The sequence below is a fragment of the Streptomyces sp. NPDC004435 genome, assembly GCF_042873895.1.
GTDB lineage: Bacteria > Actinomycetota > Actinomycetes > Streptomycetales > Streptomycetaceae > Streptomyces.
In genome coordinates, this window is record NZ_JBIAMB010000012.1 from 243,655 (window position 1) to 266,248 (window position 22,594).

Genomic DNA, 22,594 nt, shown 5'->3' on the forward strand with positions numbered 1-22,594 from the left:
CCGAACGGGGAAGACGGCCCTCGGAACGAACCCTGCGGCTCAGTGCTCCTCGAAGAGGCTCGTCACCGAACCGTCCTCGAACACCTCGCGCACCGCGCGCGCGATCGTCGGCGCGATCGACAGCACCGTGATCTTGTCCAGCTCCAGCGAACCCGGCACCGGCAGCGTGTCCGTGAACACGAACTCGCTCACCTTGGAGTTCTTCAGACGGTCGGCCGCCGGACCCGACAGGATGCCGTGCGTCGCCGTCACGATGACGTCCTCGGCACCGTGCGCGAAGAGCGCCTCGGCCGCCGCGCAGATCGTGCCGCCCGTGTCGACCATGTCGTCCACCAGGACACAGACGCGGCCCTTCACGTCACCGACGACCTCGTGGACGGTCACCTGGTTGGCGACGTCCTTGTCACGGCGCTTGTGCACGATCGCGAGCGGCGCGTCCAGACGGTCGCACCAGCGGTCGGCGACCCGCACGCGGCCCGCGTCCGGGGAGACGATCGTCAGCTTCGAACGGTCGACCTTGCCGCCCACGTAGTCCGCCAGCACCGGCAGCGCCGACAGGTGGTCCACCGGACCGTCGAAGAAGCCCTGGATCTGGTCCGTGTGCAGGTCCACGGTCAGGATCCGGTCCGCACCGGCCGTCTTCATCAGGTCCGCCACCAGACGGGCCGAGATCGGCTCGCGGCCGCGGTGCTTCTTGTCCTGACGGGCGTAGCCGTACGACGGCACGATCACGGTGATGCTCCGGGCCGAGGCCCGCTTCAGAGCATCGATCATGATCAGCTGCTCCATGATCCACTTGTTGATCGGAGCCGTGTGGCTCTGGATCAGGAAGCAGTCCGCGCCGCGCGCCGACTCCTGGAAGCGGACGTAGATCTCACCGTTGGCGAAGTCGAACGCCTTGGTCGGAACGAGACCGACACCCAGCTGGTGCGCGACCTCCTCGGCCAGCTCGGGGTGGGCGCGGCCGGAGAAGAGCATCAGCTTCTTCTCGCCGGTCGTCTTGATCCCGGTCACAGCACTGTCTCCTCAGACGTGTTCTCTGGCCGCAAGACCCGCGCTCCCGAGCGCGTGTGCGAACCAGCCGAATTTGTGTGCACGTATCACGGTACGCCTCGTTCGACGTACCTGTTTCCGGTCAGCTTTCGCCGGCGGACCCTTCCGAAGCCGCCTCGGCGGCCTGCGCCGCGGCGCTGCCGGGCCGCTTCCGGGCGACCCAACCCTCGATATTCCGCTGCTGGCCCCGCGCCACGGCCAGCGCGCCCGCCGGCACGTCCTTCGTGATCACGGACCCGGCGGCCGTGTAGACGCCGTCCCCGATGGTGATGGGCGCCACAAACATGTTGTCCGACCCGGTCCGGCAGTGCGACCCGATCGTGGTGTGGTGCTTCGCCTCGCCGTCGTAGTTCACGAAGACGCTCGCCGCGCCGATGTTCGTGTACTCGCCGATCGTCGCGTCACCCACGTAGGACAGGTGGGGGACCTTCGTCCCCTCGCCGAGCGTCGCGTTCTTCATCTCGACGTACGTGCCGGCCTTCGCCTTCGCGCCCAGCCTCGTCCCCGGACGCAGGTACGCGAACGGACCCACCGAGGCCCCGTCGCCGATCACGGCCGACACCGCCACCGCGTTGTCCACCCGCGCGCCCCGGCCCACCGTGGTGTCCGTCAGCCGCGTGTTCGGACCCACCTCGGCGTCCTCGCCGACGTGCGTCGCGCCCAGCAGCTGCGTACCCGGGTGGATCACGGCGTCCCGCTCGAACGTCACGGTCACGTCCACCAGCACGGACGACGGGTCGACCACGGTCACACCCGCCGTCATCGCCGCTTCGAGCAGCCGCCGGTTCAGCAGCGTGCGGGCCTCGGCCAGCTGCACCCGGTTGTTGATCCCGAGGATCTCGCGGTGGTCGGCCGCCACGGACGCGCCGACCCGGTGCCCCGCCTCGCGCAGGATCGACAGCACGTCGGTGAGGTACTCCTCGCCCTGGCTGTTGTCCGTCCGCAGCTGCTTGATCGCCTCCGCGAGCAGCGCCCCGTCGAACGCGAACACCCCGGAGTTGATCTCCTTGATGTCCAGCTGCCCCGGCGAGGCGTCCTTGTGCTCGACGATCGCGGTCACGGCCCCGGTCGCCAGGTCCCGCACGATCCGCCCGTACCCGGTCGAGTCCGGCACCTCGGCGGTCAGCACGGTCACCGCGTTCCCGTCACCGGCGTGCGTCTCCGCCAGCGAGCTCAGCGTCGCGCCGGACAGCAGCGGGGTGTCACCGCACACCACGACCACGGTCCCCTCGGGCACCGCGCCCAGCTCCTCCAGAGCCATCCGCACCGCGTGCCCGGTGCCGTTCTGCTCCTCCTGCACGGCGGTACGGGTCCCCGGGTACACCTCCTCCAGGTGTCCCCGCACCTGCTCCCGCGCGTGCCCCACGACCACGACGAGGTGCTCGGGCTCCAGCTCGCGCGCGGCGGACACGACGTGCCCGACGAGCGAACGCCCGGCGATCTCGTGCAGCACCTTGGGGGTCTTGGACTTCATGCGGGTGCCCTCACCCGCGGCGAGGACGACGACGGCTGCCAAGGGGGTCCCCCCTGTTGGAGCGGAGCCGACAACTTGGGGGCGGTTGGCGCTCACGGATATGCCCTTCGGCTTTAGGTGGTGGACGCACGAAGGATACCGGGGGGTCGGGGGGCGGACATGAGGAAGGGCCCTGACCTGTGCGGTCAAGGCCCATTGGGCAAGAAGCTCCCCTGCCAGGACTCGAACCTGGAACATATCATCCAAAGTGACATGTGTTGCCGATTACACCACAGGGGATGGCATTGCCGGTCAAAACGGACAAATTGCTAGCCCGCTGACGCGACGGCCCCCACTATGCCGTACCAGGACCCCTCGATGCGACGGTACAAGTCGGAGGCTGTCGAGACGCGAACGACGAGGCATCCCCGGTAGTTCGCGCCGGTGTTCTTGCGCACCGTCTTGGGGTTGTGCTTTTTGAGCGTGGTCTTCTGCAGGTCGGAGGGCGGGATCCCCGCCAGGTCCGCCCAATACCGCTCCGCGCCGCCGACGTCGGCGGACTCGTGGATCATGACGCGGAAGCGGAGGCGGCTCCGGGCGATGCCCAGGAGGTCCAGCCAGGCAAGGTAGACCCTGATGACGTCCGGGTCGCTGTTGATGAAGGTGACACTCTCGTCTCGCCGGTGGGGCTTGCTCTTGGAGCCTTCGGCCCAGTACAGGGCCACCCCCGCGATGAACAGTTCCCTCGCGCTCAGCTCGCCCACCGCCGTCGTGGCTTCCCGGACCGCTGCGGTGCGGGCCGCCTCGCGCAGGGGGCGCTCGTGTGCCCAGCGTTTGCGGGCAGCCTCCCTCCCCTGTTCGGTGGGGGTTCGGCGGTCGACCTTGGGCAGGTCTCGTACCCACAGGCTGATCGAGCTCTTCGAGCAGCCCAGCTCGACCTGGATCTGGTCGTAGGTCATGCCTTGGAGGCGGAGCTCGCGGGCGCGGTCGCGGAGGTCGTCCTTGGCGCGGGGGCGCTTGGTCCAGGCCGGCGGGGGTTCGCCCTTGACCAGGCGCTGGAGGAGGTCGTTGTTGAAGATCTTCAGGCGGTCGCGGATCTGGCGGAGGCTGAGGCCCTCGCGGCGGAGCGACACCGCTTGCTCGCGCAGGCTCTCGAAGTCCGCGTAGCGGTTCAATTCCGAGGTCATGGGACGAGCGTCGTCCGGAATGCGGACTCTCGTGTCGAAAATCCAACCGATTCAACAGTTCGAGGGACTGGCGTGCGGGGCGTTGACGCTCCTCGGATTTCGTCGGGGGGCGACCGTAGGGTGGGGGCATGACCACAACGGGGGCAGATCGGGACGCGCCGGGCGCGGGGGTTTGGTGGTGGGGGCGGCGGCGGAGTGCCGTGCTCGATGTCGGGCTGGCGCTGGTGTCGGCGGTGGAGTGTGCCGTGGAGGGCACGCAGTTCGCGGGGAGGGCGGGCTCTCCGGAGGCGCTGGGGGCGTTGTTCGGCCTGCTGGTGGGGTCGGTGCTGCTGGTCCGGCGGCGGTGGCCGATCGCCGTGGTGCTGGTGTCGGTCGCGGTGGCGCCGGCCGAGATGGGCTACCTGATGGGGGTCGTCGGGCTGTACACGCTCGCCGCCTCGGAGGTGCCGCGGCGGTTCACCGCGGTGCTGGCGGGCATGGCGACGGTGGCCGTGTTCGTGGTGACGGCCGTGGAGCTGCGGCGGGACATCGCGGCGCAGGCGGACGACTTCGATCCGAGTGCCTGGTACGTGCCGCTCATGGCGCTGCTGATCACGCTGGGGCTGAACGCGCCTCCGGTGCTGTTCGGGCTCTATATAGGGGCGCGGCGCCGGCTGATGGAGAGCCTGCGGGAGCGGGCGGATTCGCTGGAGCAGGAGTTGTCGCTGCTCGCGGACCGGGCGGAGCAGCGGGCGCAGTGGGCGCGGCAGGAGGAGCGGCGGCGGATCGCGCGGGAGATGCACGACGTGGTGGCGCACCGGGTGTCGTTGATGGTGGTGCACGCGGCGGCGTTGCAGGCGGTGGCGCTGAAGGATCCGCAGAAGGCGGTGAGGAACGCCGCGCTGGTGGGTGACATGGGGCGGCAGGCGTTGACGGAGCTGCGGGAGATGCTGGGGGTGCTGCGGGAGGAGGCCGTTCCGGTGGGGGCCGAGGCGGTGCCGCTGGCGGCGGTGGGGCGGGCCGCGGCGGCGGCCGCGGAGGCGGCGGGGTCGGAGGAGGGTCCGGGTCTGGGCGCGGTGGAGGACCTGTGTCAGCAGTCGCGGCTGGCGGGGGCGGTGGTGGAGCTGGTGGAGCTGGGGGAGTCGGGGGCGTATCCGCCGGAGGTGGAGCGGACGGCGTACCGGGTGGTGCAGGAGGCGTTGACGAACGTGCACAAGCACGCGCCGGGCGCGGAGGTGGTGGTGCGGGTGGCGCACCGGGGTGCCGAGGTGGCGATGCAGGTGGAGAACGGTCCGTCGGACGAGGGGGCGGCGGACGCGGGTCTGCCGAGCGGGGGGAACGGGCTGGTGGGGATGAGGGAGCGGGTCGTGCGGTTGGGCGGGGCGTTCGTGTCGGGGCCGACGGAGGCGGGTGGTTTCAAGGTGTCGGCGGTGATCCCGGTGCCGGGGCGGGTGTCCTAGGGCCTGTCGTCGAACTCCCGTCTGCCCCGCGACGCCCTAGCCGGCGGTGAGGCGGGTGGGCTGGGTGCCGGTGACGAGGGTGGAGAGGGCGGTGTCGATGTCGCGGCCGAGGTACCAGTCGCCGGCGTGGTCGAGGCTGTAGACGCGGCCTTCGGTGTCCATGGCGAGGACGGCCTGGTGGTCGCCTTCCTCGCCGAGGGGGGCGAGTTCGGTGCCGAGGGCGCGGCCGAGGTCGGCGAGGGTGCGGGCGAGGTGGAGTCCGGCGAGCGGGTCGAAGCGGAGGGTGGCGGGCGCTATCTGGCGGCCGTGGCCGGGGGCGGTGAGGTGGAGGCCGCCGAATTCGGCCCAGGCTTCGACGACGGCGGGGAAGACGCTGTGGCGGTGGCCGGCGGGGGAGACGTGGGCGCGGAGGGTGTCGGCCCATTCCTCGGCGAGTTTGATGTCCCAGCGTCCGGGCTGCCAGCCGGCGTCGCGGAGGGCGGCGTCGACATTGACGGGGAAGCGGGTGGTGTCGGACATGGGGTGGGGTCAGCCGTTCCGGTCGGGCGTGGGGGGTGTGGGGTCGACGGTGCGGACGCCGAAGTGGTCGAGGAGCGCGGCGCAGGAGCGGCAGGGCGCGGCGTAGCTGCCGTGCAGGGGGTCGCCGTCCTCGCGGATGCGGCGGGCGGTGATCTTGGCGTGTTTGAGGCTGCGGCGGGCCTCGCCGGGGGTGAGGGGTTTGCGCTGGGCGCGCCGGGAGCGGTTGGTCTCGGTGGCGGTGAGGTGCCGGGAGAGCAGGATGGCTTCGGGACATCGTCCGGTGAAGCGTTCCCGCTGGCCGCTGGTGAGCGTGTCGAGGAAGTCCTGCACGAGGGCGTGGAGGACGGGCGGGACGTCTCCGCGTCCGGCGGTGCAGGTGAGGGTCTCGCCGCGGACGGAGAGGGCGGCGCCGACGGCGGGAAGGATGCCGTCGCGACGGTGCAGCAGTAAGGGGGCGCGACCGTTGTCGGTGTCGCTGCTCCAGTTGAGGCGTGGGTCACCCTGCGTGGGCGTGGTGCTGGCGTACATGGTGCTGGTCTTCCCCTCCTGCAATCCCCCGAGTTGCGGTGCACAGCCTGCCAAATAGGGAGCCATATGGGGAAGCTGGGTGCGGGTTTCGGCGTGGTGGTGTGTCGGAGCCGTGGTCGGCCTGTCATGAGTTCGTGACGGTTGGTGACGGTGCGTGTGTGGGGTGGCCGGGTGGGGGCGCGGGCCGGTTCGTCGTCTTGTGGCAGCGCATAGGCTGTGCGGGATCGGTCGGGCGTGGCTGCGTGCGGTGGCGTCCGGCGGCAGGATCAGGCAGTGCAAGCAGTAGTAAGCAGTAGCAGCCAGTGACGCCATGCAGGGGGCAACCGCCATGACGACAGGTCGGCTCGGGCAGTCCACCGCGCCTCCGAACGCGGCCTATGCCGGGCAGGTCGTGCGTTTCCCGGATCCGGTGCGCGCTTCGCGGCATCCGCGCGGGCTGCGGGTGGACGAGCGTGGGTTCCCGGATTTCTCGCCGTACGCGCGTGCGGCGGCGGAGATCGCGGAGCCTCCTGAGGGTTTCGGTGTCGATGAGCTGCGGTTGACGGACTACGTGTCGGCGAACGCGGCGATGGCGGCGACCGGTCATGAGCTGTGGGACACGATTCCGTCGGTGGCGACGCCGCACGGGTGGACGTGGCATCACGTGATGGGTTCGCGTCGGCTGGAGCTGGTGCCGGTCGAGGTGAAGGCGCTGCTGCGGCATCACGGTGGTGTGGCGACGGCGGCGGTGGACCACGCGAAGCGGGGTACGCGGCCGTTGCAGGAGACGCGGCCGGTGCACTTCGGGTTGCCGAAGGGCCGGGTGGCGGTGTCGGAGCAGCAGCTCCAGGGGGTCGAGGAGGATCTCGGCTACCGGCTGCCGGGGGCGTACCGCTCGTTCCTGAAGGCGGCGGGCGGTTGCGCTCCGGTGGGTGCGGCGCTCGACGCGGAGCTGGGTCTGCTGGTGGACCAGCCGTTCTTCACGGTGCGCGAGGAGGCGGGGATCAATGACCTCGTCTACGTGAACAAGTGTCTGCGGGACCATCTGACGAAGGACTACCTGGGGGTGGCGTTCGTGCAGGGTGGTCTGGTGGCGGTGAAGGTGCGGGGTGCCGGGGTCGGTTCGGTGTGGTTCTGTGCGTACGACGACGTGCGGGACTCCGGTGAGGAGGCCGCGGGGTGGTCGGTGAACGAGCGGGCGGAGCGGTTGCTGCTGCCCTGTGGTGTGGATTTCGACGCGTTTCTGCTGCGTCTCGCGGGTAACCCGCCGGAGTTGGAGACGGTCGCGAACCTGATGGTGGACGGCGGCTTCGCGCGCGCCGTTCCCGTGGCCCCGGTGGGAGGGTGAGCCGGCTGTGGTGACGTTCGCGCAGGCGCAGGAGCGCGCCGAGGAGTGGATCAACGGTGATCTGCCTCCGTATCAGCACCAGGAGGTGCGGGTGCGGGAGTTCGGTCTCGGTTTCGTGGTGTGGGCGGAGGACCGCGAGGGCGGTCCGACGGCCGACACGGGCCGGCAGCGGTTGGTGATCGCCCGGGATTCGGGCGAGGCCACGTTGTGGCCGGGGTTGCCGGTGGGTGAGGTGATCCGGCGGTACGAGGAGGAGTACGGGGCCGTCGAGGAGGCGGTCGTGCCGGCTCCGGCCGCGCCGCCGGCGCGGATCGATCTGAACCAGACGTCGTTCCTGCTGAGTCCGCCGGAGTGGTTGCAGGACGCGGCGGACAAGGTCGGTCTGCCGCAGCGGCCGAACGCGTCGCAGGAGGAGCGGGGCGAGGCGGACGCGGGGGCCGACGTCGGCGGGGACGCGTCGCAGGGTTCGGGTGTCGGCGGGGTGCCGGGGCCGGGGGCTTCGGTGTCGTCGGCGGAGTCCGGTGCGTCGGAGGGGCGGTCGGTGTCGTCCGCGGGGTCGCGGACCCCGGCGGCGGCGACTCCGCTGTCCGATGTCCCTTCGTCGTCCTCCTCCTCGTCCTCGTCTTCCGCTTCGGGTCCTTCGCCGGCGTCCGAGGAGTCGGACGCGGAGTACGAGCCGACGGCGATGGACGGTGTTCCGGCGTCGTCGTCGACGAGCAGTCCGTGGGCGGACGCCAACGCGAGCTCCGGTGGGGTGGAGGGCGTGCCGCTGCCGGCGACGGTGTTCGCGCCGCCGCTGTCGGGGGCCGATGACGAGGACACGCCGGAGCCGGTGGTGGGCGCGGACGCGCCGACGGCGCTGATGCACGGCGGGAGCGCGCTGCCGAAGACGGCTGTGGCGCCGCGTCTGGACCCGGCCGCGTCCCCGCCGCCGGGTGCGACGCCTCCGCCCGTCGTCCCGGGTGCGACGCCGCCGCCTCCGGTGGCTCCGCCGACCGTGGCGGGGGCCGGGGACATCGCGGACGCGGCGACGAGCAAGGCGACGCTGCCGCCGAAGAAGACGGCCCGCGGGCCGGTGGCACCGCCGCCTCCGCCGGGTGTGCCCGGTGCGACGTCCGGTGGTCCGGCGCCCGCGCCCGCGTACGTACCGACGCAGCTGGTGGCGCAGACGCCGCCGCCGGTGCCGGGGCAGCCGGGGACGCCTCCGCCGCCCGCGCCGCCGGGTCCGGTGACGCCTCCGCGGCCGGTGCACCACGCGGCGACGATGCTGGCGCACCCGGGGCCGGCCGGTCCCGGTGGCGGGCCCGCCGCGCCGCCGCCTCCGCCTCCGCCGCCGAGTGCTCCCGGTGGTCCGGGTGCTCCGGGGACGCCGGCGCACGGGATCGAGCACGCGCCGACGATGCTGGCCCAGCCGGGTCCGTCGGGTCCGGGCGCGCCGCCGCCTCCGCCGGGCCCCGCGCCCGCTCCCGCCTCGGTGCCGGCTCCGGTTCCCGCTCCGGCGCCCGCGTACGGGTATCCGCAGCAGCCGCCGGCCGGGGTGCCGACGGTCGGTCCGGGGTACCAGGCGGTGCTGCGGTACCGGGCTCCGGACGGTTCGGAGCAGCAGATCATCCGGCGTTCGGCGCCGGGCACCCCGCACCCGGAGTGGCAGATCCTGCACGAGCTGCGCGGGCTCGGTGTGCCGCCGCAGCACGTGCTGGAGCTCCACACGGAGCTGGGTTCCTGTGAGCTGCCCGGTGGTTACTGCGCGCGGATGATCCGTGAGACGTGGCCGCAGGCGCGGATCACCAGCATCGCCCCGTACGGCGGGGACCACGCGGCCCGTCAGCAGGGGATGCGTCAGCTCCTCACGCACCAGGGTGAGTTGCACCAGGTGGCGGACGGTCCGGCGCGTCCGGCGCCGGTGCGGGCGCCGCTGCCGCAGGTGCAGCCGGCGCCGCCGGTTCCGCCGGAGGGCGTGGCGCAGGAGCTGGCGGGTGCGTTCGGGCCGGGGATCCTGCGGTTCGACCAGCGGGCGGTGTCCCGTCAGGGGGTGCCGGAGCTGGTGGCGGTGACGCTCATGTGGGCGGGGCTGCCGGCGGACTTCGGGCCGTTCTTCTGGGCGCAGCCGGCGATGCCGGTGGTGCCGACGCTGGCGGAGCTGGCACAGCAGCGGCAGGTGCAGGCGGCCGCGGACGCGAGTTCGTACCTGGTGCTGGGGTCGGACTTCGGGCGGGCGATCTGTGTCCAGTACGGGACCGCGCACATCGTGGCGGTGCCGGTGGAGGCCGGTCCTGGCGGGGCTTCGGTGCCGCCGCAGTTCGTGAACACGGGGCTGCCGGAGTTCACCCGGTCGATGGCGCTGCTCGGCCGGATGTGGCGGCTGCGGTTCGGGCTGACGCCGGAGCAGGCGGGCCGGTGGACGGTCGACTTCCAGGCGCAGCTGGCGATGCTGGATCCGGCGGCTCTGTCGGCGCCGGAGAACTGGTGGTCGGTGGTGCTGGAGCAGATGTGGGACGGGCTGCTCTGAGGCGGCCCCGGGGTGTCCTCCGGGGTGCCCGGTGGGGTGCCTGACGGGGTGCCTGACGGGGTGTTTTCTGACGCCCGCTTAGGCGGAATGTGACGAAGGGCGCTCGGTGTGTGATCACACCGGGCGCCTTTTGTCCGTTCTTATGGCGCATCCTGGAGGGGACCGTAGGAGAGGGGCGCCAGGGATGAGTTTTGCCGTCGGACGGGGTCGGGGGTACCGCCCGGAGCAGGTCGACCACCACCTCGCGGTGCTGTCGGGGGAGCGCGACGAGGCGTGGGAGCGGGCCGCGCGGCTCACCGCCCTCGCCGAGGAGACGGAGGCGGAGCTGGCCTCGCTGAGGGAGACCGTCGCGGCGCTGAAGCCGCAGCGGTACGAGTCGCTGAGCGAGGACGCCCGGCAGATCCTGAAGCTGGCGGAGCGGGAGGACGAGCGGCTGGTGCGGGCGGCGGAGGCCGAGGCCCAGGCGCTCGCGGAGGCCGCCGAGGCGGCCGGCCGGGAGGCGCGGGAGGCGGCCGGCGCCTACGCGGAGGGGGTACGGTCCGCGGCCGAGGCGCAGTCCCGCACGACCCTGGAGGCCGCCCGTGAGCGGGCCGCCGAGCTCGGCACGGTCGCCCGCCGCGACGCCGAGGGGGCCAGGGCGGCGGCGACGGAGGCGTACGAGGAGACCCAGCACCGCGCGGCCGAACTCCGCTCCCGCCAGGCCGAGGAGCACCGCACCGGCCGCGCCGAGGCGGACCGCGCCGCGGAGACGGCTGCCGCAGCGCTCGACGCCCGCCACGACGAGCAGATCACGGCGGCCGAGGCCCGCCTGGAGGAGGCCCGCCGCGCCCGCGCCCGTACGGAGGAGGCGGCGCGGCACGGCCAGGAGGACGCCGACGCGAAGGCCGGGGAGCTTCTGGCCCAGGCCCGGATGAGGGCCGAGCGCGTCGAGCGGGAGACGGAGCGGCTGCTGCGCGAGCACGACGAGGCGCGCGACGAGATCCACTCCCACATGGAGCACATCCGCAACTCCCTGGCGGCTCTGACGGGCCGCCCGGTGGCATCGGCCCAGGAACCTGACAAGGACAAGGACAAGGACGAGGACGAGGCGGCCGGGCCGGGGAAGAATCCCGAGTCCGGGAAGAGCCCCGGCGCCTAGCCTCGGGCCCGTGGTGCGGGCAACTGGAAGGCGCCCCTCAAGCCCGGCGCGAAGACCGACATCACCGGGTCCACCCGGTTCGACACCGCGTTCTGACGGCACGACGGGCCGGCCGCCCCGCACACCCGGGGCGGCCGGCCCTCCCGCGCGCCCTACTCCTCCCTCAGCTCCTTCAGCACCGGGAACCGGCGGGGCGCCAGCGTGAGGAGGGCCAGCAGCGCGAGGGCTGCCGCGCCCGCCGCGCCCAGGTAGACCCAGTCGACGGCCGCGTCCACCGCGCGGCGGATCTCGTCGGAGGCGCCCAGCGAGCCGGCCAGGGAGTCGAGGTCGGTGTCGCCGCCGAGGCGGGCGGCGAGGACGCCGTTGGCGACCGCGCCGAAGGCCGCCGCGCCGACGCTCTGGCCGACCTGGCGGCAGAAGAGGACGGACGCCGTGGTGGTGCCGCGCTCCTCGTACGGGACGGTGGACTGGACGCCGACCATCAGCGGGAGCTGGAAGAAGCCGAGGCAGCCGCCGAGCAGCAGCATGACGAGGGCGGGCTGCCAGGGTTCTCCCGGATAGGGGAGGAACGGGAAGGCGAGGAGGCAGGCGAGGGCGCCGGAGATGCCGAGGACGGCGGTGAGACGGAAGCCGATGCGGGTGTAGACGCGGCTGGAGAACGCGGCCGTGATCGGCCAGCTCAGCGTCCACGCCGAGAGGACGAAGCCCGCCGCGATGGGGCCGAGGCCGAGGACCGACTGGGCGTACGTCGGCAGGAAGACGGTCGGGGCGACCATGACGAGACCGAGGGCGCCCAGGGCCAGGTTCACGGCCGCGATCGTGCGCCGGCGCCACACCCAGCCGGGGAGCATCGGCTCCGCCGCCCGGCGCTCGACGGCCACGGTGAAGGCCGCGAGGAGCGCCGCCCCGCCCAGCAGGCCCAGCGACGGGGCCGACAGCCAGGGCCAGGCGACGCCGCCCTGCACGAGGGCGGTGAGGAGCAGCGCGCCGGTCGCGAAGACGCCGAGCGCGCCCGGCCAGTCGATGCGGACCGGGGTCGTACGGGGGGTCCGTGCGGGTTCCCTGAGGTGGCGGAGGATCAGCCAGAGGGCGAGGCCGCCGAGCGGCAGGTTGACGAGGAAGATCCAGCGCCAGTCCGCGTACCCGGCGAGGAGGCCGCCGACCGCCGGGCCGGCGACGGCGGAGGTGGCCCAGACCGAGGAGAGCTTCGCCTGGATCCTGGGGCGTTCCTTGAGCGGGTACAGGTCGGCGGCGATCGTCTGGACGGTGCCCTGGAGGGCGCCGCCGCCGAGGCCCTGGACGACGCGGAAGGCGATGAGGGCGGCCATGTTCCAGGCGGCGGCGCAGAGCAGCGAGCCGACGAGGAAGAGGATCGTGCCGGCGACCAGGACGGGCTTGCGGCCGAAGGTGTCGCTGAGCTTGCCGTAGACCGGGAGGGTGACGGTGACGGCGAGGAGGTAGCCGGAGAAGAGCCAGGAGAAGACGGAGAGTCCGCCGAGGTCGCCGACGATCTGGGGGACGGCGGTGGCGATGATCGTGCCGTCGAGGGCGGCCAGCGCCATGCAGAGCATGAGGGCGGCGACGACGGCACCGCGGCGGCGGTCCGGGGACGCGGCTTCGGTGGTGGCTCCCGCGGGGGCCGTTCTGCCGTCCGTCACCCTGCTGTCCCGCCCTTCTCTTTCTTCGTACACCTAAATGTGTGGGGTCAGACTCTCACTCCGACCGGGGGTGGAGGAACCCCTAGGGGGAGCTCCCCCATGCGAGCCAGGGGACGGTCGTCCCGGCGGAGGACGAGAAGGGGCGTGGCTGGTTCTTAGCTTGTTCTTATACGGCGGTCCTCGTTCACGGGTGCCGCCCCCCTGTCCTCACCATCCCTAGGAGAAGACCGTGACCACGGCTGTGACCATCCCCAGGCACGGGGGTACTGGAGGGCGTACGGCCGTCGCCGCGCGGGCGCGACAGGTCGTCAAGGCGTACGGCTCGGGGGAGACCCGGGTCGTCGCGCTGGACCACGTCGACGTGGACATCGCCCGCGGGCGGTTCACCGCGATCATGGGCCCCTCGGGGTCCGGCAAGTCGACCCTGATGCACTGCCTCGCCGGTCTCGACACCGTCAGCGGCGGGCAGATCTACCTCGACGAGACCGAGATCACCGGGCTCAAGGACAAGAAGCTCACCCAGCTGCGCCGGGACCGGATCGGCTTCATCTTCCAGGCGTTCAACCTGCTGCCGACGCTGAGCGCCCTGGAGAACATCACGCTGCCGATGGACATCGCCGGCCGCAAGCCCGACCGGGCGTGGCTGGACCGGGTGGTGGACACCGTCGGGCTCGCCGGGCGGCTGAAGCACCGCCCGACCGAGCTGTCCGGCGGCCAGCAGCAGCGGGTCGCCGTCGCGCGGGCGCTCGCCGCCCGGCCGGAGATCATCTTCGGGGACGAGCCGACCGGAAACCTCGACTCGCGGGCCGGCGCCGAAGTCCTCGGCTTCCTGCGGCAGTCGGTGGACGAGCTGGGGCAGACGATCGTCATGGTCACCCACGACCCGGTCGCCGCCTCGTACGCGGACCGGGTGCTGTACCTGGCGGACGGGCGGATCGTGGACGAGATGGAGCGGCCGACGGCCGACGCCGTCCTCGACCGGATGAAGGACTTCGACGCGCGCGGGCGGACGTCGTGACCGTCTTCCGCACCTCGCTGAGAAACCTCCTCGCGCACAAGGGCCGGATGGCGCTCTCCGCCGTCGCCGTGCTCCTCTCGGTCGCGTTCGTGTCGGGCACGCTGGTCTTCACCGACACGATGAACACCACCTTCGACAAGCTCTTCGCCGTCACCGCCTCCGACGTCACGGTCTCCCCGAAGGCGGCCGACCCGGAGGACGAGACCCCGGACACCGGCCGCCCCGAGTCCTTCCCCGCCTCCGTCGTCGCGGACGTGCGCGGGGTGAAGGGCGTCGCGGAGGCGCAGGGTTCGGTCACCTCGATGGGCGTCACGGTCGTCGACGAGAAGAACAAGAACGTCGGCCCGACCAGCGGCGCCCCGACGATCGCCGTCAACTGGAGCCCGTACGAGCTCCGTTCGGTACGGCTCGCCGAGGGCCACGAGCCGCGCGGCCCCACCGACGTCGTCGTGGACCGCGGCACCGCCGACAAGCACGGCCTGAAGGTCGGCGCCCCGCTCCGCACGGTCTCCGCCACCGGCGACCACACGGCGAAGATCTCCGGCATCGTCGAGTTCAAGGTCACCAACCCGGGCGCCACCGTCGTCTACTTCGACACCGCCACCGCGCAGCGTCAGCTGCTCGGCGAGGAGGGCCTGTTCACGCAGGTGATGGTGGAGGGCGAGCCGGGCGTCGCCGACACCACGCTGAAGGCGGACGTCGCCGCGGCCCTCGGGGACGGCTACAAGCTCCAGACCGCCGCCGAGGCGGCCGACGCGGGCCGCGAGGACGTCGCCGGCTTCCTCGACGTCATGAAGTACGCGATGCTCGGCTTCGCCGGTATCGCCTTCCTCGTCGGCATCTTCCTCATCGTCAACACCTTCTCCATGCTGGTCGCCCAGCGCACCCGCGAGATCGGCCTGCTGCGGGCCATCGGATCCAGTCGCAGGCAGATCAACCGCTCGGTCCTCGTCGAGGCCGTCCTGCTCGGTGTGATCGGCTCCGTCGCCGGCGTCGCGGCCGGTGTCGGCCTCGCCGTCGGACTGATGAAGCTCATGTCCTCGATGGGCATGGACCTGTCCACCCGCGACCTCACCGTCGCCTGGACCACCCCCGTCGTGGGCCTCGCCCTCGGCGTGTTCGTCACCGTCCTCGCCGCCTACGTCCCGGCCCGCCGGGCCGGCAAGGTCTCCCCGATGGCCGCCCTCCGCGACTCCGGCACCCCGGCCGACGGGCGCGCCGGGCGGGTCCGCGGCGCCCTCGGTCTGCTGCTGACGCTCGCCGGCGGCGGCGCGCTGTGGGCGGCGACGCAGGCGGAGAAGGCCGGTACGGGCTCCCTGTGGCTCGGTCTCGGCGTCGTCCTGTCGCTGCTCGGTTTCGTCGTGATCGGCCCGCTCCTCGCGGGCGGGGTCGTCCGGGTCCTCGGCGTCGTCGTCCTGCGGATCTTCGGCCCGGTCGGCCGGATGGCCGAGCGGAACGCGCTCCGCAACCCGCGCCGCACCGGCGCGACCGGCGCGGCCCTGATGATCGGCCTGGCGCTCGTCGCCTGCCTCTCCGTCGTCAGCTCCTCCATGGTGGCCTCGGCCACCGACGAGCTGGACCGGTCCGTCGGCGCCGACTACATCGTGCAGAACCAGGTGGGCGCGCCGATCGTGCCGCAGGCGCAGGCCGCGGTGGAGAAGGTCGCGGGCCTCGACCACGTCACCGAGTACCGGCCCGTCGACGTGCGGATCACCGACCCGCGCGGCAAGGTCTCCAAGGAGTGGCTGGCCGCGACCGAGCCCTCCTACCCGGGGGACCTGAAGCGCGAGGTCGCCTCCGGTGACCTGGCCGCCGCCTACGCCCCGGGCGCGATGTCCGTCGGCAGCGACTACGCGACGGCGCACGGCGTGAAGGTCGGCGACACCCTCGCGGTCGCCTTCGACCACGGCTCCACGGCGAAGCTGAAGGTCGCGGCGATCACGAAGGACGGCGGGAACGTCGACAACGGCGCCCTGTACACGAACGTCACCACCGTCCGCGCCCATGTGCCGGCCGAGCGGATGCCGGGCAGCTCGCTGCTCCTCGCGAGCGCGAAGGACGGGCAGGAGGAGGCGGCGTACGAGGCGCTGAAGAAGGCGCTGGAGCCGTACCCGCAGTACAAGGTCTCGAACCAGGCCGACTACAAGGAGGCCCTCCAGAAGCAGGTGGGCCAGCTCCTGAACATCGTCTACGGCCTGCTGGCGCTGGCTATCGTCGTCGCGATCCTGGGCGTGGTGAACACGCTGGCCCTGTCGGTGGTCGAGCGCACCCGGGAGATCGGCCTCATGCGGGCCATCGGGCTCTCCCGCCGCCAGCTGCGGAGGATGATCCGGCTGGAGTCGGTCGTGATCGCCCTGTTCGGCGCCCTGCTCGGCCTCGGCCTGGGCATGGGCTGGGGCACGGCGGCGCAGAAGCTCCTCGCGCTGGAGGGCTTCGGCGTCCTGGAGATCCCGTGGCCGACGATCCTCACGGTCTTCGTGGGCTCGGCCTTCGTGGGCCTCTTCGCGGCCCTGGTCCCCGCCTTCCGCGCGGGCCGCATGAACGTCCTGAACGCCATCGCGAGCGACTGACCCGCCCGCAGCACGCGTACGGCCCCGGAGCGCATCCCGCCCGGGGCCGTACGGCTGCCCGGGGCCCGTCCGGACGGGCCGTGGGACCGCCGATCGAGGGAGTGCGTGCGTCCCCGGGTGAGCGGATCCCCCGTGCCGGTGTCGGAGGGGCGTCGTAGGGTGGAGGCCCCGGCCCGTGCGACGTGTCGGGCCGTTCGCGTTGCCTGTCGCCCGGACGTCCGGTGGCGGCGCGTCCGGTGTCGTCTCTGCCCACCCTCGTACGTACCGGGATGGAAGCTCCATGAGCCTGCACGGTCTGCTCGACCTCGTCGTCAAGGACGCGGCCCTCGCGGAGGCGGTGGCGGCCGCGTCCGACGGGAAGCGTCCGCACGTGGATCTGGTCGGGCCCGCGGCGGCCCGGCCCTTCGCCGTGGCCGCGCTGGCACGGGACTCGGGGCGGCCGGTGCTCGCGGTGACGGCGACCGGCCGGGAGGCCGAGGACCTGGCGGCGGCGCTGCGGTCGCTCCTCGACCCGGACACGGTGGCCGAGTACCCGTCCTGGGAGACCCTGCCGCACGAGCGCCTCTCGCCCCGCTCGGACACCGTCGGCCGCCGCCTCGCCGTGCTGCGGCGGCTCGCCCACCCCCGCCCGGACGACCCGGCCGCGGGGCCGGTCAGCGTGGTCGTCGCGCCGATCCGGTCGGTGCTCCAGCCGCAGGTGAAGGGCTTGGGCGACCTGGAGCCGGTGGCGCTGCGGTCCGGGGGGACGGCCGATCTCGGCGAGGTCGTCGCGGGGCTCGCGGCCGCCGCGTACTCCCGGGTGGAGCTGGTCGAGAAGCGCGGCGAGTTCGCCGTCCGCGGCGGCATCCTGGACGTCTTCCCGCCGACCGAGGAACACCCGCTCCGGATCGAGTTCTGGGGTGACGACGTCGAGGAGATCCGTTACTTCAAGGTCGCCGACCAGCGCTCCCTCGAAGTCGCCGAGCACGGACTGTGGGCGCCGCCCTGCCGTGAGCTGCTGCTGACCGACGAGGTGCGGGCGAGGGCCGCGGCCCTCGCCGAGGAGCACCCGGAGCTCGGCGAGATGCTGAACAAGATCGCCGAGGGGATCGCGGTCGAGGGCATGGAGTCCCTGGCCCCGGTCCTCGTGGACGACATGGAGCTGCTGCTCGACGTCCTCCCGGCCGGCGCGATGGCCGTCGTCTGCGATCCGGAGCGGGTCAGGACCCGCGCCGCCGACCTCGTCGCCACCAGCCAGGAGTTTCTCCAGGCGTCGTGGGCCGCGACGGCCGGCGGCGGCGAGGCGCCCATCGACGTCGGCGCGGCCTCCCTGTGGGGGATCGCGGACGTACGGGACCGGGCGCGGGAGCTCGGGATGACGTGGTGGTCGGTGTCGCCCTTCGCGGCCGGTCTCGACCAGGAGGCCGACACCCTCACGCTGGGCATGCACGCCCCGGAGACGTACCGCGGCGACACGGCCCGCGCGCTCGCCGACACCAAGGGGTGGCTGGCCGAGGGCTGGCGGACGGTGTACGTGACGGAGGCCCACGGTCCCGCCTCCCGCACCGTCGAGGTGCTGGGCGGCGAGGGCATCGCGGCCCGGCTGACCGCCGACCTGACCGACGTGGACCCGGCCGTCGTGCACGTGGCCTGCGGCTCGATCGACTTCGGCTTCGTGGACCCGGCGCTGAAGCTCGCCGTGCTGACGGAGACCGACCTGTCCGGCCAGAAGGCGGCCGGCAAGGACGGCCAGCGGATGCCGGCCAAGCGGCGCAAGACGATCGACCCGCTGACCCTGGAGGCCGGCGACCACATCGTGCACGAGCAGCACGGCGTGGGCCGCTACCTGGAGATGGTCCAGCGCACGGTGCAGGGCGCGACCCGCGAGTACCTGCTCGTCGAGTACGCCCCCGCCAAGCGCGGCCAGCCCGGCGACCGGCTCTACATCCCGACCGACCAGCTGGAGCAGGTCACCAAGTACGTCGGCGGCGAGGCGCCCACCCTGCACCGGCTCGGCGGCGCCGACTGGACGAAGACGAAGCAGCGGGCGAAGAAGGCGGTCAAGGAGATCGCGGCCGACCTCATCAAGCTGTACAGCGCCCGGATGGCCGCCCCCGGCCACGCCTTCGGAGCCGACACCCCGTGGCAGCGCGAGCTGGAGGACGCCTTCCCGTACGCGGAGACCCCCGACCAGCTCTCCACGATCGCCGAGGTCAAGGAGGACATGGAGAAGACGGTCCCGATGGACCGGCTGATCTGCGGCGACGTCGGCTACGGCAAGACGGAGATCGCGGTGCGCGCCGCCTTCAAGGCGGTCCAGGACGGCAAGCAGGTCGCGGTCCTGGTGCCGACCACGCTGCTCGTGCAGCAGCACTACGGCACCTTCTCCGAGCGGTACGGCCAGTTCCCCGTCAACGTCCGCGCCCTCTCCCGCTTCCAGACGGACACCGAGGCGAAGGCGACCCTGGAGGGGCTGCGGGAGGGCTCCGTCGACGTCGTCATCGGCACCCACCGCCTCTTCGCCTCCGAGACGAAGTTCAAGGACCTCGGCCTGGTCATCGTCGACGAGGAGCAGCGCTTCGGCGTCGAGCACAAGGAGCAGCTGAAGAAGCTCCGCGCCAACGTCGACGTCCTCACCATGTCCGCCACCCCGATCCCCCGGACCCTGGAGATGGCGGTCACGGGCATCCGCGAGATGTCCACCATCACCACCCCGCCGGAGGAGCGGCACCCGGTCCTCACCTTCGTCGGCCCGTACGAGGAGAAGCAGATCGGCGCGGCGATCCGCCGCGAACTCCTCCGCGAGGGCCAGGTCTTCTACATCCACAACCGGGTCGACTCCATCGACCGCGCGGCGGCCCGGCTGCGCGAGATCGTCCCCGAGGCGCGGATCGCGACGGCCCACGGCCAGATGACCGAGAGCGCCCTGGAGCAGGTCGTCGTCGACTTCTGGGAGAAGAAGTTCGACGTGCTCGTCTCGACGACGATCGTCGAGTCCGGCATCGACATCTCCAACGCCAACACGCTGATCGTGGAGCGCGGCGACAACTTCGGCCTGTCCCAGCTGCACCAGCTGCGCGGCCGGGTCGGCCGGGGCCGCGAGCGCGGCTACGCCTACTTCCTCTACCCGCCGGAGAAGCCGCTCACGGAGACCGCGCACGAGCGCCTCGCGACCATCGCCCAGCACACCGAGATGGGCGCGGGCATGTACGTGGCCATGAAGGACCTGGAGATCCGCGGCGCGGGCAACCTGCTCGGCGGCGAGCAGTCCGGCCACATCGCGGGCGTCGGCTTCGACCTGTACGTGCGGATGGTCGGCGAGGCGGTGGCGGACTACCGCGCCTCCCTGGAGGGAGGCGTGGAGGAGGAGCCGCCGCTGGAGGTCAAGATCGAGCTGCCGGTCGACGCGCACGTGCCGCACGACTACGCGCCGGGCGAGCGGCTGCGCCTCCAGGCGTACCGGGCGATCGCCTCGGCGAACTCGGAGGAGGACGTCAAGGCGGTACGGGAGGAGCTGACCGACCGCTACGGCAAGCTGCCCGAGCCGGTGGAGAACCTGCTGCTCGTGGCCGGGCTGCGGATGCTGGCCCGGGCCTGCGGGGTCGCCGAGATCGTCCTCCAGGGCCCGAACATCCGCTTCGCCCCGGTGGAGCTCCGGGAGTCGCAGGAGCTGCGTCTGAAGCGCCTCCACCCGAAGTCCGTGATCAAGCCGGCCGTCCACCAGATCCTGGTGCCGCGCCCGGCCACCCGTCCGATCGGCGGCAAGCCGCTCGTCGGGCGCGAACTGCTGGCCTGGACCGGGGAGTTCCTGACGACGATCCTGGACTGACCTTCCTCCCGGACCCGTTCGCCGTCCCCCCTCGGGGGTTCACTTCCCCGGGTCGGTGAGGAAGCCGGTCAGCGAGGCGAAGTACTCCTCCGGGGCCAGGCCGCCCACCGCCTCGTCCACGTTGTGCGTGAGGTACAGCGTGGCGAAGCCGTGGGCCAGGGACCAGGCGGCGATGCCGGTGGCGCGGGCGTCCCGGCCGGGCAGGGCGGCGACGCCCGCCCGGAGTTCGGCGCCCGCCCGCTCGCGGGCCGCCGCCAGCTCCGGGTCGTCCGCGCGCAGCAGCGCCGGGGCGAACATGACCTGGAAGTGGGCCGGGTGGGCGGCGGCGAAGCGGACGTAGCGGCGGCCCCGGTCCGCCAGGTCGGCGCCGCCCGCGAGCGCGTCGGCGAGGAGGCCGAAGCCCTGGGCGGCGATGGCGGTGAGCAGCCCCGTCCGGTCGCCGAAGTGGTGGGCGGGGGCGGCGTGGGAGACGCCGGCCCTGCGGGCCAGGTCGCGCAGGCTCAGGGCGCCGGGGCCGTCCGCCGCGATCACCTCCAGGGCCGCCGCCAGGACCGCCTGGCGCAGGTCGCCGTGGTGGTAGCTGCTCCGCTCCGTGCTCCGAGGTGTCATGGCAGCAGCCTAGCCCTCATCTAGTCATTGACAAGTTCCTCCGGCCGGGCGCAATCTAGTCAGTGGATAGATGAGAGTGTCCGCCGTCCCGGAGGTCCCCATGGACACCGCACGCGTACGACAGATGTGGCACCTGCTCGAACCGCTCCACGCCCTGCACTACTACGCCCCCGAGTCCTTCGAGGAGGCCGCCGCGCTCGGGTACGGCACCGGCGAGCGCTGGCCCTCCTACTTCGCCTGGCGGGCCGCGCCGCTGGGGGCCGCCGGTCCCGGCCGGGTCGCCTCCGCCTTCTACAGCTTCAGCCCCGCCATGGTCGCGCGGTACGTCCCCGCCGCCTGGGAGACCGCCGCGCCCGGCGACGTGCTCGCCGCGCGGCTGCGGGCGGTGGACCGGACGTACCGGGCGCTGTTCGACGTCACGGAGGTGCGGGAGGCCGCCGTGCTCGCGCGCCGGGCCGCCGAGGCCGCGGACACCGCCGGGCGGCCGCTCGCCGCCGCCCACGCCGAACTGCCCTGGGCCGACGCGCCCCACCTCGTCCTCTGGCAGGCCGCGACCCTGCTCCGCGAGCACCGGGGCGACGGCCACGTCGCCGCCCTCCTCGCGGCCGGCCTCGACCCGGTCGAGGCGCTGGTGTCCTTCGCCGCTGTCGGGGCCGCGCCCGAGGGCGTCTTCGCGAGCCGGGGCTGGAGCGCGGGGGAGTGGGCCGCCGGCCGGGAGCGGCTGGCCGCGCGGGGGCTGGTCGACGTGGCCGGGGTCGCCACTCCGGCCGGGCGGGAGCTGCGGGCCGAGGTCGAGCGGCGTACCGACGAACTCGCCGCCGCGCCCTGGGCCGCGCTCGGCCCCGACGCCGCCGGGCGTCTCGCGGAGCTTCTGGGCGGGCCCTGGCTCGCCGCGATCGGCTCGGGGCTGCTGCCTTCGGACAACACGCTCGGGATCGGCAAGATCTGATGAAATGATCACTATCGGCGGCTTTACCCCTAGGATTCCCGGGTGCTGATACGCCGAAGGCTCCACCCCGCCGCCGTGCCCGCCGCCCTGCTGTCCGGGCTCGTCCTCCTCTCCGGGTGCACCCTGCCCGGCGACGGCGGGCAGGAGTCCTCCGGCGGCTCGGCGCCGGACGCCCGCGTCGCGAGCCCGTTCGGGAACCCGGACGGTACGCGGCCGGGACTCGCGCCGGTGACGGCGCGGGACGAGCGGGCCCGGGCCCGGACGCTCATCGGCGGACTCGCCACCAAGGGGCGCGGTCCGCGCACCGGATACGCACGGGACGCGTTCGGGCACGCCTGGCTGGACAAGGCCGACGGCGTGCCGTTCGCCCGGAACGGCTGCGACACCCGCAACGATTTGCTCCGCCGCGACGGGCGCGAGCTCCGCCTCCGGGACGGCTCGGACTGTGTGGTCGTGGCGATGACGCTGGACGACCCGTACACCGGCACCACCATCGACTGGCGCAAGCAGAAGGCCGCCGAGGTCCAGATCGACCACGTCGTCCCACTCTCCTACGCCTGGCAGATGGGCGCCTCCCGCTGGCCGGCCGCACAGCGCGAGCGGCTCGCCAACGACCCGCTCAACCTCCTGCCGGTGCAGGGCCGCGCCAACTCGGCCAAGGGCGACTCGGGCCCGGCGTCCTGGCTGCCGCCGGCCAGGCCGATCCGCTGCGCCTACGCGGTCCGCTTCGCGCAGGTGGCGGAGAAGTACGAGCTGCCGGTCACCGCCGCGGACCGGACGGCGATGCTCCGCCAGTGCGGTGGCTGAGCGGACGGCCGGCCCGGTGAGC

General features: G+C 72.9%; 16 protein-coding genes and 1 tRNA gene. 9 read left to right on the plus strand and 8 right to left on the minus strand.

The window, feature by feature from the left end; translation table 11 throughout:
* Window positions 1-39: 39 nt before the first annotated feature.
* From ACFYT9_RS23105 to ACFYT9_RS23120, 4 genes are all read right to left on the minus strand, one after another.
* Window positions 40-1,014: a ribose-phosphate diphosphokinase gene (locus ACFYT9_RS23105; protein ID WP_030494695.1), complete on the minus strand. Its 975-nt coding sequence runs from the start codon at window positions 1,012-1,014 to the stop codon at window positions 40-42.
* 121 nt (window positions 1,015-1,135) lie between these two features.
* Window positions 1,136-2,623, minus strand: coding sequence for a bifunctional UDP-N-acetylglucosamine diphosphorylase/glucosamine-1-phosphate N-acetyltransferase GlmU (gene glmU / locus ACFYT9_RS23110; protein WP_376599637.1), 1,488 nt, complete (start codon window positions 2,621-2,623; stop codon window positions 1,136-1,138).
* 111 nt (window positions 2,624-2,734) lie between these two features.
* A tRNA-Gln gene (locus tag ACFYT9_RS23115) sits at window positions 2,735-2,806 on the minus strand.
* 29 nt (window positions 2,807-2,835) lie between these two features.
* A complete protein-coding gene (locus ACFYT9_RS23120) occupies window positions 2,836-3,693 on the minus strand; it encodes a hypothetical protein (RefSeq protein WP_389166701.1) in 858 nt (285 codons plus the stop codon).
* A gap of 128 nt (window positions 3,694-3,821) precedes the next feature.
* Between ACFYT9_RS23120 and ACFYT9_RS23125 the strand changes: the two genes are divergently transcribed.
* Window positions 3,822-5,132, plus strand: coding sequence for a sensor histidine kinase (locus ACFYT9_RS23125; RefSeq protein ID WP_387271464.1), 1,311 nt, complete (start codon window positions 3,822-3,824; stop codon window positions 5,130-5,132).
* Between the two features lie 36 nt (window positions 5,133-5,168).
* On the opposite strand, the gene ACFYT9_RS23130 is transcribed toward ACFYT9_RS23125, so the two are convergent.
* Together ACFYT9_RS23130 and ACFYT9_RS23135 are read right to left on the minus strand one after the other, a co-directional pair.
* A complete protein-coding gene (locus tag ACFYT9_RS23130; RefSeq protein WP_387271466.1) occupies window positions 5,169-5,651 on the minus strand; it encodes an SUKH-3 domain-containing protein in 483 nt (160 codons plus the stop codon).
* A gap of 9 nt (window positions 5,652-5,660) precedes the next feature.
* Window positions 5,661-6,179: a YwqJ-related putative deaminase gene (locus ACFYT9_RS23135; RefSeq protein WP_376599631.1), complete on the minus strand. Its 519-nt coding sequence runs from the start codon at window positions 6,177-6,179 to the stop codon at window positions 5,661-5,663.
* Between the two features lie 328 nt (window positions 6,180-6,507).
* Between ACFYT9_RS23135 and ACFYT9_RS23140 the strand changes: the two genes are divergently transcribed.
* From ACFYT9_RS23140 to ACFYT9_RS23150, 3 genes are all read left to right on the plus strand, one after another.
* Window positions 6,508-7,506: an SMI1/KNR4 family protein gene (locus ACFYT9_RS23140; RefSeq protein WP_389166706.1), complete on the plus strand. Its 999-nt coding sequence runs from the start codon at window positions 6,508-6,510 to the stop codon at window positions 7,504-7,506.
* 7 nt (window positions 7,507-7,513) lie between these two features.
* Window positions 7,514-10,015 carry an SUKH-4 family immunity protein gene (locus ACFYT9_RS23145; RefSeq protein WP_389166709.1) on the plus strand — a complete coding sequence of 834 codons (2,502 nt, stop codon included), beginning with the start codon at window positions 7,514-7,516 and terminating at the stop codon, window positions 10,013-10,015.
* Between the two features lie 184 nt (window positions 10,016-10,199).
* Window positions 10,200-11,153 (plus strand): cellulose-binding protein, encoded by a 954-nt coding sequence (locus tag ACFYT9_RS23150; protein ID WP_389166712.1) that lies wholly within the window; start codon window positions 10,200-10,202, stop codon window positions 11,151-11,153.
* 152 nt (window positions 11,154-11,305) lie between these two features.
* Here ACFYT9_RS23150 and ACFYT9_RS23155 read toward each other — a convergent pair whose 3' ends face one another.
* Window positions 11,306-12,811, minus strand: a complete 1,506-nt coding sequence (locus tag ACFYT9_RS23155) for an MFS transporter (protein ID WP_389166714.1) — start codon at window positions 12,809-12,811, stop codon at window positions 11,306-11,308.
* A gap of 229 nt (window positions 12,812-13,040) precedes the next feature.
* Between ACFYT9_RS23155 and ACFYT9_RS23160 the strand changes: the two genes are divergently transcribed.
* The 3 genes from ACFYT9_RS23160 to mfd all read left to right on the plus strand — a co-directional run bounded on the left by ACFYT9_RS23160 (window position 13,041) and on the right by mfd (window position 20,207).
* Window positions 13,041-13,829 carry an ABC transporter ATP-binding protein gene (locus ACFYT9_RS23160; protein WP_376596631.1) on the plus strand — a complete coding sequence of 263 codons (789 nt, stop codon included), beginning with the start codon at window positions 13,041-13,043 and terminating at the stop codon, window positions 13,827-13,829.
* Window positions 13,826-16,399 carry an ABC transporter permease gene (locus ACFYT9_RS23165; RefSeq protein WP_389166717.1) on the plus strand — a complete coding sequence of 858 codons (2,574 nt, stop codon included), beginning with the start codon at window positions 13,826-13,828 and terminating at the stop codon, window positions 16,397-16,399. Before ACFYT9_RS23160 ends, ACFYT9_RS23165 begins: the two co-directional genes overlap by 4 nt.
* A gap of 280 nt (window positions 16,400-16,679) precedes the next feature.
* Window positions 16,680-20,207 carry a transcription-repair coupling factor gene (mfd, locus tag ACFYT9_RS23170; RefSeq protein ID WP_387271482.1) on the plus strand — a complete coding sequence of 1,176 codons (3,528 nt, stop codon included), beginning with the start codon at window positions 16,680-16,682 and terminating at the stop codon, window positions 20,205-20,207.
* 39 nt (window positions 20,208-20,246) lie between these two features.
* On the opposite strand, the gene ACFYT9_RS23175 is transcribed toward mfd, so the two are convergent.
* Window positions 20,247-20,816 carry a TetR/AcrR family transcriptional regulator gene (locus ACFYT9_RS23175; protein WP_389166721.1) on the minus strand — a complete coding sequence of 190 codons (570 nt, stop codon included), beginning with the start codon at window positions 20,814-20,816 and terminating at the stop codon, window positions 20,247-20,249.
* Between the two features lie 100 nt (window positions 20,817-20,916).
* On the opposite strand from ACFYT9_RS23175, the gene ACFYT9_RS23180 reads away from it, so the two are divergent.
* The gene (locus ACFYT9_RS23180; protein WP_389166724.1) at window positions 20,917-21,765 is read left to right on the plus strand and encodes a hypothetical protein; all 849 of its coding nucleotides are present in this window, start codon (window positions 20,917-20,919) and stop codon (window positions 21,763-21,765) included.
* A 42-nt stretch (window positions 21,766-21,807) separates the two neighbouring features.
* The gene (locus ACFYT9_RS23185; protein WP_389166727.1) at window positions 21,808-22,572 is read left to right on the plus strand and encodes an HNH endonuclease family protein; all 765 of its coding nucleotides are present in this window, start codon (window positions 21,808-21,810) and stop codon (window positions 22,570-22,572) included.
* Window positions 22,573-22,594 lie beyond the last annotated feature (22 nt).

Bases quoted from the DNA above. Each gene is read 5' to 3' on its own strand.
- ACFYT9_RS23175 (WP_389166721.1), bottom strand. From the start codon at position 20,816: ATGACACCTCGGAGCACGGAGCGGAGCAGCTACCACCACGGCGACCTG.
- mfd (WP_387271482.1), top strand. From the start codon at position 16,680: ATGAGCCTGCACGGTCTGCTCGACCTCGTCGTCAAGGACGCGGCCCTC.
- ACFYT9_RS23135 (WP_376599631.1), bottom strand. From the start codon at position 6,179: ATGTACGCCAGCACCACGCCCACGCAGGGTGACCCACGCCTCAACTGG.
- ACFYT9_RS23130 (WP_387271466.1), bottom strand. From the start codon at position 5,651: ATGTCCGACACCACCCGCTTCCCCGTCAATGTCGACGCCGCCCTCCGC.
- ACFYT9_RS23120 (WP_389166701.1), bottom strand. From the start codon at position 3,693: ATGACCTCGGAATTGAACCGCTACGCGGACTTCGAGAGCCTGCGCGAG.
- ACFYT9_RS23150 (WP_389166712.1), top strand. From the start codon at position 10,200: ATGAGTTTTGCCGTCGGACGGGGTCGGGGGTACCGCCCGGAGCAGGTC.
- ACFYT9_RS23180 (WP_389166724.1), top strand. From the start codon at position 20,917: ATGGACACCGCACGCGTACGACAGATGTGGCACCTGCTCGAACCGCTC.
- ACFYT9_RS23125 (WP_387271464.1), top strand. From the start codon at position 3,822: ATGACCACAACGGGGGCAGATCGGGACGCGCCGGGCGCGGGGGTTTGG.
- ACFYT9_RS23140 (WP_389166706.1), top strand. From the start codon at position 6,508: ATGACGACAGGTCGGCTCGGGCAGTCCACCGCGCCTCCGAACGCGGCC.